Origin of the sequence: Streptomyces sp. NPDC003038, assembly GCF_040611115.1 — a bacterium.
Classification (GTDB): Bacteria; Actinomycetota; Actinomycetes; order Streptomycetales; family Streptomycetaceae; genus Streptomyces.
Window position 1 is genome coordinate 1 of sequence record NZ_JBEXNN010000021.1, and the last position, 12,948, is coordinate 12,948.

The following is a 12,948-nucleotide window of genomic DNA, read 5'->3' on the forward strand; positions in this document are numbered from 1 at the left end:
CCGGGCGTTGGGGCGCCCCCCCCCACACCCCCCGTCCCGCCCGGGGCGCCCGGCCGCCCGCCCCCCCCCCCGCACGGCCCGTTACGCATGGTGAGGCGACGAGTGCTAGCCGCCCTGCTTGAACTCCAGCGCCGCCGCCATCGCGCCCAGCTGCTCGAAGGACGCCGTCCCGGTCACCACGGTGACGTGACCCTGTTCCTGCCGGACGAGGGCGTCGTACTTCTCGCCGTCCCAGCGCTCCCAGGTCAGCTCGCCGATCTGCTCCGTCTGCCCGGTGGCCTTCGCCTGCCGGGTGACCTTGCCGATGTACTTCGCCGAGACGTCGCTGGACTGCTCCACCGCCACGTACTGCTGCTGCGGGTCGAGGAAGCCCAGGTGCCAGGCGTTGGCGTTCTTGCGCTCGTACGTCACCGAGGTCGCCCGCCACTCCGCCGGAAGTCCTGCGGGCGCGGCCACCGGGTACGGCGCCGCGCGCCGGGCGGTGATCGTCTCGACGCGGTAGTCGACCGTGCGCGTCGGATCGGCCTTCTCGTCATGGGGGACGAAGAGGTAGATCCCCGCCACGACGACGCCGATCACCGCCAGCGACCGGACCATGTCCCAGACCGTCTGCTTGCCTTTCATACCTGCCACGGGACCATCGTCGCGCATCAGCGGGGGGCGATCATTCCCGGGGTCGTCGCAGGGGTCGGCGCGGCGCCCCCGCACCCGCCCCCCGAGAGCCGCAAGATGTCCGCTCAGGCCAATCGACTGACCGATATTCCGCTCATACGTGACCCGCCCTGCTCAATTTATCGACGTACCGATAGAGTTCAAGCACCCTCACTTCCCGGCCGTCGCCGTACAGAAAGGTGCGCTCCGATGACCGAGCACAACCTGCCGCCCCAGCTCGAAGTCTCTCCCGAAGCCCCCGACCGCAACCTCGCCATGGAACTCGTCCGTGTCACGGAGGCCGCAGCCATGGCCGCGGGCCGGTGGGTCGGACGCGGCGACAAGATCGGCGCGGACGGCGCCGCGGTCAACGCGATGCGGACCCTGATCTCCACCGTCTCGATGAACGGCGTCGTCGTCATCGGCGAGGGGGAGAAGGACGAAGCCCCCATGCTCTTCAACGGCGAGCGGGTCGGCGACGGCACCGGTGCCGAGGTCGACATCGCCGTGGACCCGATCGACGGCACCACCCTGAACGCCAAGGGCATGCCGAACGCGATCGCCGTACTGGCGGCCGCCGACCGCGGCACCATGTTCGACCCGTCCGCGGTCTTCTACATGGACAAGCTCGTCACCGGTCCCGAGGCCGCCGACTTCGTGGACATCAACGCCCCCGTCTCGGTCAACATCCGCCGGGTCGCCAAGGCCAAGAGCATGGCCGTCGAGGACGTCACGGTCGTCATCCTGGACCGCCCCCGCCACGAGGGCATCGTCAAGGAGATCCGCGAGACCGGCGCGCGCATCAAGTTCATCTCGGACGGCGACGTCGCGGGCTCGGTCATGGCCGTGCGTGAGGGCACCGGCGTGGACCTGCTCCTCGGCATCGGCGGCACCCCCGAGGGCATCATCTCGGCCTGCGCCATCAAGTGCCTCGGCGGCACGATCCAGGGCAAGCTGTGGCCGAAGGACGACGCCGAGCGCGGTCGCGCCCTCGACGCCGGCCACGACCTGGACCGCGTCCTGACCACGCACGACCTGGTGTCCGGCGAGAACGTCTTCTTCGTCGCCACCGGCATCACGGACGGCGAGCTGCTGCGCGGCGTCCACTACCGCTCGGAGACCGCGACGACGTCCTCGCTGGTCATGCGCTCGAAGTCGGGCACGATCCGGCAGATCGACTCGACCCACCGCCTGGCGAAGCTCCGCGCCTACAGCGCGATCGACTTCGACCGCGCCCAGTAGAGCGGGCGGGCGGCAGAACAGAGGGGCGGTCCCCGCGTGCGGCGGGGACCGCCCCTCTGGCGTTCTTCCTACGGGACTTCCCTTGGGGACTTCCTTCGGGGCGTCTTACGAGGGCTCGCGCGTACGGGCCGAGGGCGCGGGCCCTGGCCCGTACGGTGACCCCGCAGGCCCGGGCTCAGCCCGCCCGGGATCAGCCCGCCCGGGATCAGCCCAGCCCCGGGCTCAGCCCGCGGCCGCTATCGGCTCGGCTCCCGGGCCCTGGCGCAGCTCCGCCGACCTGCGCCGCATCCGCGCCAGCACCACCCGGCGCTCGGCCGCGGTGAGCCCGCCCCACACCCCGTAAGGCTCCGGCTGGAGCAGCGCGTGCTCGCGGCAGGCGACCATCACCGGGCAGCGGGCGCAGACGCGCTTGGCGGCCTCCTCGCGGGAGAGACGGGCCGCGGTCGGCTCCTTCGAGGGCGCGAAGAAGAGCCCCGCCTCGTCGCGGCGGCACACCGCCTCCGCATGCCATGGGCCGTCTTCCACCCTGGCCGGCACCCGTGGCTTCGGCACGGCCAGCGCGCGCCCCTGAAGGCTCTGGACGGCGGCGACCTGCAGGGACTGATGCGGCGGATGCGGCACGGTCTACTCCTGACGACGTATACGCGAGCGAGAGACGATGCACCTGTCCCTACCCGCTGTGCGCGCCCCTATGCGCCCCGTGCCACCGGGCGGGAGGTTCGACCGAAATACGACGGGGGCCGTGGCCGGAGGGCTACCCTTCCCCGCGCTTGCGCAGCTGGAGGGCCAGATCGACCAGCCGCGCGCCGCGCTTGGGCCGCGCCTCGATGTTGCCGAGCAGCGAGAAGCCACGGACGATCACGACCGGAGCCTGCGGATCGGTCTCCGCGCGGCCCTCGCCGCCCACCTCGAAGTTTCCGAGGACTCCGCTGCCGTAGCCGCGGAGCGTGACGTTCTCCGGGACCACCACCTCGACGTTCCCCAGGACGCAGGTCACGGTGATCTCCGTGACCTGCTGCTCGAAGACCGCTTCCGTGAGGTCGATGGTGATGTCGCCCATGACCGAGACCGCACGGGTCTGCGCCCCCGGCCGCCAGCGGCCCTTGCGGGCGGAGCTGCTGCACACGGCGACCACGGTCTCGGTGGGGCCGACGGCCGCGGCGGGCGCACCCGGGGCGGCCACGGGGTACTCGTCCCAGGCGCGGGCGCCGCCGGGCGCGGGCAGGTCGCGCACCAGCACGTCCAGCTCGCCGACCGTCTTGAGGGCGTACAGCGAGTCCAGGCGCTCGGAGTGCTCCTGGGCGGTGAGCCGGCCCTCGGCCAGGGCGTCACCGAGGGTCTGGACGATCCGGTCCCGGTCGGCGTCGGAGGCACGCAGTCCGGCGGGCGGGGCTGCGGGCGCGGGCGCGGCAGCCGGCACGGGCGCCGGCACGGGCGCGGCTGCGGGAGGCTGCGCGGGGGCGGTGGGGTGCTTTTCCAGGTCCACGCCACCCAGCATAGCGAGACACGATAGATCGCGATACTGCTGAGTGAGCCTTACCTCACAGACACGCACGCGCCGGGAGGTCCTACGCTGGTGGACTGCGCTGCCAATTGGTCGTCAGCGCTGTCTGCCGAGTGAGGAATGGCCCCCATGTCCCTTAGCCCCCGCCCCCCCGGCCCGGCGTTCGCGTACACCGACCTGCTGCCCCTGGGCGAGGACACCACCCCCTACCGGCTGGTGACCGCCGAGGGCGTGTCCACCTTCGAGGCGGACGGCCGTACGTTCCTCAAGGTGGAGCCGGAGGCGCTGCGCAAGCTCGCCGAAGAGGCCATCCACGACATCCAGCACTTCCTGCGTCCCGCGCACCTCGCGCAGCTGCGCCGCATCATCGACGACCCCGAGGCCTCCTCGAACGACAAGTTCGTCGCGCTGGACCTGCTGAAGAACGCGAACATCGCGGCGGCCGGCGTCCTGCCGATGTGTCAGGACACGGGTACGGCGATCGTGATGGGCAAGCGCGGTCAGAACGTGCTGACCTCGGGCGGCGACGAGGCGGCCCTGTCGCGCGGCATCTTCGACGCGTACACGCGGCTGAATCTGCGCTACTCGCAGATGGCTCCCCTCACCATGTGGGAGGAGAAGAACACCGGCTCCAACCTGCCCGCGCAGATCGAGCTGTACGCGACCGACGGCGGCGCCTACAAGTTCCTCTTCATGGCCAAGGGCGGCGGCTCGGCCAACAAGTCCTTCCTCTACCAGGAGACCAAGGCGGTCCTCAACGAGGCCTCCATGATGAAGTTCCTGGAGGAGAAGATCCGCTCGCTCGGTACGGCGGCCTGCCCGCCCTACCACCTCGCGATCGTGGTCGGCGGCACCTCCGCCGAGCACGCGCTGAAGACCGCGAAGTACGCCTCGGCCCACTACCTGGACGAGCTGCCGACGGAGGGCTCCGCCCTGGGCCACGGCTTCCGCGATCTCGACCTCGAGCAGCAGGTCTTCGAGCTGACGCAGAAGATCGGCATCGGCGCCCAGTTCGGCGGCAAGTACTTCTGCCACGACGTCCGCGTCGTGCGCCTGCCGCGCCACGGCGCGTCCCTTCCGGTCGCGATCGCCGTGTCCTGCTCGGCGGACCGCCAGGCCACCGCGAAGATCACCGCCGAGGGCGTCTTCCTGGAGCAGCTGGAGACGGACCCGGCGCGCTTCCTGCCGGAGACCACGGACGCGCACCTGGCCGAGGCCTCCGACGTCGTCTCCATCGACCTGAACCAGCCGATGGACGACATCCTCGCCACGCTCACCAAGCACCCGGTCAAGACCCGCCTCTCGCTGACCGGCCCGCTGGTCGTGGCGCGCGACATCGCGCACGCCAAGATCAAGGAGCGGCTGGACGCGGGCGAGGGCATGCCGCAGTACCTCAAGGACCACCCGGTCTACTACGCCGGTCCCGCCAAGACCCCCGAGGGCTACGCTTCGGGCTCCTTCGGCCCCACCACGGCCGGCCGGATGGACTCGTACGTCGAGCAGTTCCAGGCGGCGGGCGGCTCCAAGGTCATGCTGGCCAAGGGCAACCGCTCGCAGCAGGTGACGGACGCGTGCGGCTCGCACGGCGGCTTCTACCTCGGCTCGATCGGCGGCCCGGCCGCGCGTCTCGCCCAGGACTGCATCAAGAAGGTCGAGGTCCTGGAGTACGAGGAACTCGGCATGGAGGCGGTCTGGAAGATCGAGGTCGAGGACTTCCCGGCCTTCATCGTCGTTGACGACAAGGGCAACGACTTCTTCCAGAACCCGGCCCCGGAGCCGACCTTCACCCACATCCCGGTGCGCGGTCCCGGCCTCTGACGCTCTTTCCCCGAGGGCCTCTCTCCCCTTCGGGAGAGGGGCCCTTGCTCATGTCCACGGTCTCCGCCGAGGGCGGCCTCAAGGCCACCGTCGTCGGCTCCGGCACGGCGTCGCCCCGTCCTGCCCGGCAGGGCGTCCGCATCCGGTTAACGTCGGGGTCACAGCCCCCTGCCTGTGTGTTCACCCCGGTTCGCAAGGATTCCCGTATGGCAGCGACGACGCCCTCCCTCCGCACCGCCCGCGCCACGCGCGTGGTCGCGCATCGCGGGGCCTCCGACGAGCATCCCGAGCACACCCTCGCCGCCTATCGGCAGGCCATCGCCGACGGGGCCGACGCCCTCGAATGCGACGTACGGCTCACCGCCGACCACCGGCTCGTATGCGTGCACGACCGGCGCGTGGACCGGACCTCCGACGGGCGGGGCCTGGTCTCGGCGATGACCTACGAGGAGCTGTCCGCCCTCGACTTCGGGGCGTGGAAGGGGGCCGCGCACGCCGGCTCCCGGGTGCTGCTCTTCGAGGATCTGCTCCGGGAGGCGCTGGCCGCGCCCCGGCCGGTGGGGCTCGCCGTCGAGACCAAGCACCCGACGCGTGCGGGCGGCCGCCTGGAGGCCGAACTGGTGCGGATGCTCCGGCAGTACGGGCTGGCCGACGGCTCCACCGGCCGCGTCGAGGTGATGAGCTTCTCGCGGGGCGCCCTGACCCGCATGCACCGGCTCGCGCCCGGCCTGCCCGCGGTGTACCTGATGGAGCGCAGGATCAGGCCCGTACGCCCGCCCTACGCCGGCCACGCGGGCCCGGGCATCGACCTCGTACGCGGGGACCCGCGGCTGGTGGCCCGGCTGAAGGCGAAGGGGCTGGCCGTACGGGTGTGGACCGTGGACGAGCCGGAGGACGTCGAGCTGTGTCTGCGCCTCGGCGTGGACACGATCATCACCAACCGGCCGCGCGCGGTGCGCGAGCAGCTCGACGCGAGGTGACATGGAGACACCCGGCCGGGGTGCGCCGGCCGGGTGTGGGGGGTCTGGGTGTGGTGGTCCGGTGGGAAAGGGGCGGTTACACGAAGCGCTGGTTCGCGGATCCGTTGCAGGTCTGCAGGCGCAGCGGGTCGTGGGCGGCGGCGACCGTCAGGCACATGCCCGGTGCGGCTGCGGGGCGGAGGGTGGCGCCGTCGCGGACGAACCGCTGGTTCGCGCCGCCGTGGCAGTTGTAGAGGATCAGGCCGGTGCCGTTGCCGTAGGCGGCGCCGGGGGCGTCGAGGCAGCGGTCATGGGTCAGCTCGATGTGGACGGACTTGCGGGCGGCGTCGTACCACCAGCCCTGGTTGCGGCCGCCGTGGCAGTCCCAGCCCACGACCTTGGTGCCATGGGCGCTGGAGCCGCCGAAGGAGTCCAGGCAGTTGCCGGTCGCCTCGTTCTTCAGGGGCCTGTACAGGTCGTCCCAGGCCCCGGCCTGCAGGACGGGGGTGCCGGTGCTCGCCGGGTCGGCGCAGGAGGCCTCGCGCAGGCCGGAGTCGTAGAGCTGGGTCAGGCACGCCGCGAACGCCCCGTGGCCCCGGGAGTTGGGGTGGAACGACTGGCGCGCGGTGTTCTCGTCCCACGGGAAGTGGTCCGCGAGGTCCAGGTAGAGACCGCGGGCCCAGGCGTCCTCCATGCACACCTCGTGGCCGTGGAACAGCCGCGAGTTGTCCAGGTAGAGGGCGCCGGAGTTGCGGGCGGCCTGGCGCATGCCCTTCTCGAAGGCGGGCACCGCGTAGTCGCGGCCCCAGCGGGCGTCGGAGTCGTAGCCGGCGCAGCCGCCGGGCAGCTTGCCGGGGAAGTTCGGGTTGTCGTAGAAGTCGGGGCCGATGGGGCTGGGGTAGCCCATCACGACCAGCTTGTAGTCGGAGTCGGCGTAGCCGGCGCCGCGCATGACGGTCTTGAGGTCCGCGACGGTGGATTCCACCTTGGGCCTGAGGCCGTCGACGCGGGCCTGCCAGCCGGGGGCGTACTTGGGCTCGCAGGCGCCCTGGCTGAGCACCCAGCGGGTCACGCAGTCCGTCATGACCGGGCCGAACTGCAGGTCGTCGTTGGCCCCGGCGACCAGCAGCACCATCTTGATCCTGGTGTTGCGGGCCTTGATCGCGAGGCTGTCGCTCTGCACCAGCTCGTCGGCGTACTGCTTGGTGCCGCCTATCTTGATGTTGCCGCTGTACGCGCCGGAGCAGGCTACGTTGAAGGTCAGGTCGGCCTGGATGCCGGTGCGGTGGATCGCCGTGTCCGGCGAGCGGTGGCACTGGTTGGTGGGCGTATTGGTCGCGGGGTCGTAGGTGCCGACGCCCTCGCCCGAAATCTCGCTGTCGCCCAGCGAGATCAGGCCCGTCTTGCGTTCGTTCAGTGGACGGATGGCCGCATCACCGTAGATCTTGGTGGCCTCCGCGGCGCGGATCGCCTCCAGCTCTGGCGAGAGGGGGGTGACGGCGCCGGCGGGGGTGGCCGCCTGGGCCATGGGGGTGATGGCGGTGACGCCCCCGAGGGCGGCCGCGAACGCCGCGACCGCGGCGAAGGTAGATCTGAGCCCGGGCTTCGTACGTGCACGTGCCATGAACGCCTCCCCGATGTCTGTGTTACCCCCGGTATTTACTGGCCGGTAAGGGACTTGGGAACACTTCGAACAAGACAATTGCTCAACTTTTAGAGGAGGCCATGAAAATGACGGAAGATCAGCAGGCCGACGCCTACCGCGTCGAGCACGACTCCATGGGCGAGGTACGCGTCCCCGCGCACGCCAAATGGCGGGCTCAGACCCAGCGCGCGGTGGAGAACTTCCCCATCTCGGGGCAGCGGTTGGAGGACGCCCACATCCAGGCGCTGGCCCGGATCAAGGCCGCGGCCGCCGTGGTCAACGCGCGCCTCGGCGTGGTGGACCAGGACATCGCCGACGCCATCCGGTCCGCCGCCGACGAGGTGGCCGAGGGCCGCTGGTACGAACACTTCCCGGTGGACGTCTTCCAGACCGGTTCCGGGACCTCCTCCAACATGAACGCCAACGAGGTCATCGCCACCCTGGCCACCGAGCGCCTGGGGCGCCCGGTCCACCCCAACGACCACGTCAACGCCTCGCAGAGTTCCAACGACGTCTTCCCCTCCTCCATCCACATCGCCGCCACCGCCGCCGTCACCGGCGAGCTGATCCCGGCCCTGGAGCACCTCGCCGGCGCGATGGAGCGCAAGGCCGCCGAGTTCCAGCAGGTCGTCAAGGCCGGGCGGACCCACCTGATGGACGCCACCCCGGTCACCCTGGGCCAGGAGTTCGGCGGGTACGCGGTCCAGCTCCGCTACGGCGTCGAGCGGCTGCGGGCGGCCCTGCCCCGCCTCGCCGAACTGCCGTTGGGCGGCACCGCGGTGGGCACCGGGATCAACACCCCGCCCGGTTTCTCCGCCGCCGTCATCGCCGAGGTGGCCGCCACCACCGGCCTGCCGCTGACCGAGGCCCGCAACCACTTCGAGGCCCAGGGGGCACGGGACGCGCTGGTGGAGACGTCGGGCATGCTCCGTACCGTCGCCGTCTCGCTCACCAAGATCTCCAACGACCTGCGCTGGATGGCCTCCGGTCCGCGCACCGGATTGGCCGAAATCAATCTCCCCGATCTCCAGCCGGGGTCCTCGATCATGCCCGGGAAGGTCAATCCGGTCGTGCCGGAGGCCGTCCTGATGGTCGCCGCCCAGGTGATGGGGAACGACGCCGCCGTCGCGGTGGCGGGAGCGGCCGGTAATTTCGAACTCAACGTGATGCTCCCGGTGATGGCCAGGAACCTCCTGGAATCGATCCGGCTGCTCGGCAACGCGAGTCGCCTGCTCGCCGACCGCACGGTCGACGGAATCACCGCCAACACGGCGCGGGCCAGGCAGTACGCGGAATCCTCACCCTCCGTGGTGACCCCGCTGAACCGCTACATCGGCTACGAGGAGGCGGCCAAGGTCGCCAAGAAGGCCCTCGCGGAGCAGAAGACGATCCGGGAGGTCGTGCTGGAGTCGGGTTACGTCGACCGCGGCGACCTCACCCTGGAGCAGCTGGACGAGGCCCTGGACGTGCTGCGCATGACGCGCCCCTGAAACTCCCCCCGCGCGGCGCCCCCAGGGTCCGGATTCGGTCGATTACCGTCCCCCGACGCCTCCGTGACCTGCACCGCAGCGGGCGCGAGGGCCCCCGCCCTAAGATCTGCGCATGACAGGTACCTTCAGGCCAGCGGGGGGCGGCGCGGCGCGGGGCGAGGCACGGGGTGACGTGCGGGGCGAGGCACGGACCACCGTGCGGGGCAAGGCGCGGGCCGTGCGCTGGGCGCCCGGGGAGCAGATCCTCTGGCGCTACCGCGACCACGCCCCGGCGGCGAAGGGCCAGGTGCACATCTGCCGTCCGGTGACCGTGGTGCAGGACACCGCCGAGCTGCTGGCCGTGTGGATGGCCCCCGGTACCGAATGCGTCAAACCGGTCCTCGTGGACGGCACCCCCGTGCACGCGGAACCGCTCGCCACCCGCTACACCGCGCCGCGGACCACCGTACGGTCGCGCTGGTTCGGCACCGGTGTGCTGAAGCTGGCCCGGCCCGGGGACCCGTGGTCGGTGTGGCTGTTCTGGGAGCGCGGCTGGCGGTTCAAGAACTGGTACGTGAATCTGGAGGAGCCGCGTGCCCGCTGGGCGGGCGGGGTCGACTCCGAGGACCACTTCCTGGACATCGCCGTGCATCCCGACCGCAGCTGGAAGTGGCTGGACGAGGACGAGTTCGCGCAGGCCCAGCGCTCCGGTCTGATGGACCGGGAGCAGGCGCGGCGGGTGCAGGCCGCCGGGCGGGCGGCGGTCGATGTGATCAAGGCCTGGGGGGCGCCGTTCTCCGACGGGTGGCAGGACTGGCGGCCGGATCCGGCCTGGACGGTTCCGGTCCTGCCGGAGGACTGGGACCGCACCCCGGCGCATATGACGTCATGAGACCCTTGATGTGCCCCCGGGGTTCAAACGTAGGATCGTCCTCCGCGAGGTCGCGCGCCCGAAGTGGTGCGCTCGGGCCGTAGATCCGTAAGTGTCGTGCCGTATGCGGGACTTGACCGGAGGTCAACCCAGAACGAGGTAACGAGGGGGAAGCGGTATCGCGGGCGATGGTGCCCCGGCCGCTGAGCGGGTATACCGCGACTGACCGAGTTGTGTGCAGCGCACATCGAGCGCAAACGGACGGAATTCCACGCGTGACGGAGTACCCCACCTCCCAGGAGGGCCCGCAGCCTGCCGCGGCCGCCGCGACACCGGCACCGGGCGGCTCCGAGCTGCCCTCCGGTTCCGGCCCGGCCCGCGCCGACCTGGCCCGCGCCGACCTGGCCCGTGCCGCGGCCCTCGCCGCCTCCGGCGCGGGTACGGACGAGCCCGGCCACGGCAAGGCCCCCGTCCCGGCCGTCGAGGCCACCCGCCCCGGCATCCCGGCGGCCCGCAGCCGTGACGCCGCCGCGCTGGGCGCGGACCCGGCGGTACGGGTGACCGTGGAGGCCTCCCGCCGGCCCGGGTCCGGACTCGGCGCACAGGACCGGGCCGCCGGGACGGGAGCCTCCGGAGCCGAGGCCGTGCGCAGCGCCGGCGAGCCCGCCGGCACCCAGGGCGCGGGCACCGCACCCTTCGACCGCGAACCCTCCGGCCACGAACCCTCCGGCGCCGCACCGTCCGGCCCCGCCGAGGATGCCGCCGGCGCTCGCGGTGCGCAGGGCCGCGACGCCGAGGCCGCACGCGCCGCCGCCGCGGGAAGCGCGCGGGAGCCCGACGGGCAGGCCGGCACCCTCCCCGGGCCCGCGCGCGGCCCGCAGGGCTCCGCCGGCCAGGAGCAGGAGTACGTACTCTCCGCCGCGGCCGGGCGCCACGGCGGCGGGACCGGGATACCGGTCGCCACGACCGGGGACACCGTCGCGCGCCGCGAAGGCGACCGGCTGCGCTTCGTCGGCGCCGCCACCCGCCGCATCGCCCGCGGCATCGACCTCGACGAGATCGTGCTCGGCCTGTGCCGGGCCACCGTGCCGACGTTTTCCGACGCCATCCTCGTGTATCTCCGGGACCCGCTCCCGGTCGGTGACGAGCGCCCCGTCGGCCCGGTCGTTTTAAGGCTCCGCCGGACCGACCGGCTCCGGCCGATCGACGATCTCACCGACAGCGGCGGCACCACCAGCGCGGGCACGGACCCCGCCGGGGCCGCGGGGGCCACCGGCGAGCTGGATTTCAGCCAGTTGCCGCTGGTCGGCCCGCAAGGTGACCTGCCCGCAGCCGAGTTGTGCGAGATCCGGCCCGGCGGCGCGCTCGCCGAGGTGCTGCGCGGCGTACGGCCCGTCTTCGGGTCCTCCCCCGGCGCCAAGGCCGCGCTGCCGGAGCTGCTGGGCGCGGACCATCCCCTTCCGCGCGGCCAGCGGGCCATCCTCGCGCCGCTGCGCGGGCGCCGCCGCGTGATCGGAGCGGCCGTCTTCCTGCGCAGCCCGGAGCGTCCCGCCTTCGAGCAGAACGACCTCCTGGTCGCCGCCCAGCTGGCCACCCACACGGCGCTCGGCATCGACAAGGCGGTCCTGTACGGCCGCGAGGCGTACATCGCCGACGAACTCCAGCGCACCATGCTGCCCGACAGCCTCCCGCAGCCCACCGGGGTGCGCCTCGCCTCCCGCTACCTGCCCGCCGCCGAGACGGCACGGGTCGGCGGCGACTGGTACGACGCGATACCGCTGCCCGGCAGCCGGGTCGCGCTCGTCGTCGGCGACGTCATGGGCCACTCCATGACCTCCGCCGCGATCATGGGCCAGCTCCGCACCACCGCGCAGACCCTGGCCCAGCTCGACCTCCCGCCGGCCGAGGTGCTGCACCACCTGGACGAGCAGGCCCAACGGCTCGGCTCCGACCGCATGGCCACCTGCCTCTACGCCGTCTACGACCCCGTCTCACACCGGATCACCATCGCCAACGCCGGCCACCCGCCGCCGGTACTGCTGCACCTGGGCGGCCGCGCCGAGGTGTTGCGCGTGCCGCCCGGCGCCCCCATCGGCGTCGGCGGCGTGGACTTCGAGGCCGTGGAGCTGGACGCGCCCGCCGGGGCCACCCTGCTGCTCTACACGGACGGGCTGGTGGAATCCCGCCTGCGCGACGTGTGGACCGGCATCGAGCAGCTCCGCGAGCGGCTGGCCACCACCGCCCAGCTGACCGGCCTGGACCATCCGCCGCCGCTGGAGGCCCTCTGCGACGACGTCCTGGACATGCTGGGGCCGGGCGACCGCGACGACGACATCGCGCTGCTCGCGGCCCGCTTCGAGGGGATCGCGCCCAGTGACGTGGCGTACTGGTTCCTGGACCCGGAGGAGACGGCTCCGGGACGGGCCCGCCGGTTCGCCCGCCGCGCCCTGACCCGGTGGGGTCTGGAGGAGCTCAGTGACTCCCTGGAGCTACTGGTCAGCGAGGTCGTGACGAACGCCGTCCGGTACGCGGAGCGGCCCGTGACCCTGCGCCTGCTGCGGACGGACGTGCTGCGCTGCGAGGTCGGCGACGACTCCCCGCAACTGCCCCGCCAGCGCCGGGCCCGGGACACCGACGAGGGCGGCCGTGGCCTGTTCCTGGTCAACCGGATGGCCCGCCGCTGGGGCGCCACCCGTCTGAGCAGCGGAAAGGTGGTCTGGTTCGAGCTCGCCTTGCCGGGGGCGCACGAGCGGCGTTGACACGCCGGGACCACGCACGACAGAGCGCCG

The 12,948-nt window shown here is 72.2% G+C and carries 10 protein-coding genes; 6 read left to right on the forward strand and 4 right to left on the reverse strand.

The genetic code is table 11. The features are described from left to right. Positions 1–105: 105 nt before the first annotated feature. Entirely contained in the window at positions 106–624 is a 519-nt protein-coding gene (locus tag ABZX75_RS23755; protein ID WP_355413907.1) for a DUF4245 domain-containing protein, read from the reverse strand. A gap of 237 nt (positions 625–861) precedes the next feature. Here ABZX75_RS23755 and glpX point away from each other — a divergent pair, with 237 nt between their 5' ends. Further along, positions 862–1,893 (forward strand): class II fructose-bisphosphatase, encoded by a 1,032-nt coding sequence (glpX, locus tag ABZX75_RS23760; protein WP_355413709.1) that lies wholly within the window; start codon positions 862–864, stop codon positions 1,891–1,893. A gap of 222 nt (positions 1,894–2,115) precedes the next feature. Here the strand turns inward: glpX and ABZX75_RS23765 are convergent, their stop codons facing one another. Next, complete coding sequence (locus ABZX75_RS23765) at positions 2,116–2,451, reverse strand: WhiB family transcriptional regulator (protein ID WP_355413909.1); 336 nt, start codon at positions 2,449–2,451, stop codon at positions 2,116–2,118. A 196-nt stretch (positions 2,452–2,647) separates the two neighbouring features. After that, positions 2,648–3,325: a DUF1707 domain-containing protein gene (locus ABZX75_RS23770; RefSeq protein ID WP_355413911.1), complete on the reverse strand. Its 678-nt coding sequence runs from the start codon at positions 3,323–3,325 to the stop codon at positions 2,648–2,650. Positions 3,326–3,526: 201 nt separating this feature from the next. Between ABZX75_RS23770 and ABZX75_RS23775 the strand changes: the two genes are divergently transcribed. Together ABZX75_RS23775 and ABZX75_RS23780 are read left to right on the forward strand one after the other, a co-directional pair. Next, a complete protein-coding gene (locus ABZX75_RS23775) occupies positions 3,527–5,215 on the forward strand; it encodes a fumarate hydratase (RefSeq protein ID WP_355413711.1) in 1,689 nt (562 codons plus the stop codon). 206 nt (positions 5,216–5,421) lie between these two features. Beyond that, positions 5,422–6,195 carry a glycerophosphodiester phosphodiesterase family protein gene (locus ABZX75_RS23780; protein ID WP_355413713.1) on the forward strand — a complete coding sequence of 258 codons (774 nt, stop codon included), beginning with the start codon at positions 5,422–5,424 and terminating at the stop codon, positions 6,193–6,195. 76 nt (positions 6,196–6,271) lie between these two features. On the opposite strand, the gene ABZX75_RS23785 is transcribed toward ABZX75_RS23780, so the two are convergent. Further along, entirely contained in the window at positions 6,272–7,798 is a 1,527-nt protein-coding gene (locus ABZX75_RS23785; protein ID WP_355413715.1) for a ricin-type beta-trefoil lectin domain protein, read from the reverse strand. 107 nt (positions 7,799–7,905) lie between these two features. On the opposite strand from ABZX75_RS23785, the gene ABZX75_RS23790 reads away from it, so the two are divergent. From ABZX75_RS23790 to ABZX75_RS23800, 3 genes are all read left to right on the forward strand, one after another. Continuing rightward, positions 7,906–9,309 (forward strand): class II fumarate hydratase, encoded by a 1,404-nt coding sequence (locus ABZX75_RS23790; protein WP_355413717.1) that lies wholly within the window; start codon positions 7,906–7,908, stop codon positions 9,307–9,309. Between the two features lie 112 nt (positions 9,310–9,421). Then, entirely contained in the window at positions 9,422–10,180 is a 759-nt protein-coding gene (locus tag ABZX75_RS23795; RefSeq protein WP_355413719.1) for a DUF402 domain-containing protein, read from the forward strand. A gap of 536 nt (positions 10,181–10,716) precedes the next feature. Further along, positions 10,717–12,918: a SpoIIE family protein phosphatase gene (locus ABZX75_RS23800; RefSeq protein ID WP_355413913.1), complete on the forward strand. Its 2,202-nt coding sequence runs from the start codon at positions 10,717–10,719 to the stop codon at positions 12,916–12,918. Positions 12,919–12,948: the final 30 nt, after the last annotated feature.

What these genes read in the sequence shown, in the direction of transcription:
- ABZX75_RS23785 (WP_355413715.1), bottom strand. Translation starts at nt 7,798, where the DNA reads ATGGCACGTGCACGTACGAAGCCCGGGCTCAGATCTACCTTCGCCGCG.
- ABZX75_RS23790 (WP_355413717.1), top strand. Translation starts at nt 7,906, where the DNA reads ATGACGGAAGATCAGCAGGCCGACGCCTACCGCGTCGAGCACGACTCC.
- ABZX75_RS23795 (WP_355413719.1), top strand. Translation starts at nt 9,422, where the DNA reads ATGACAGGTACCTTCAGGCCAGCGGGGGGCGGCGCGGCGCGGGGCGAG.
- ABZX75_RS23775 (WP_355413711.1), top strand. Translation starts at nt 3,527, where the DNA reads ATGTCCCTTAGCCCCCGCCCCCCCGGCCCGGCGTTCGCGTACACCGAC.
- glpX (WP_355413709.1), top strand. Translation starts at nt 862, where the DNA reads ATGACCGAGCACAACCTGCCGCCCCAGCTCGAAGTCTCTCCCGAAGCC.
- ABZX75_RS23780 (WP_355413713.1), top strand. Translation starts at nt 5,422, where the DNA reads ATGGCAGCGACGACGCCCTCCCTCCGCACCGCCCGCGCCACGCGCGTG.
- ABZX75_RS23755 (WP_355413907.1), bottom strand. Translation starts at nt 624, where the DNA reads ATGAAAGGCAAGCAGACGGTCTGGGACATGGTCCGGTCGCTGGCGGTG.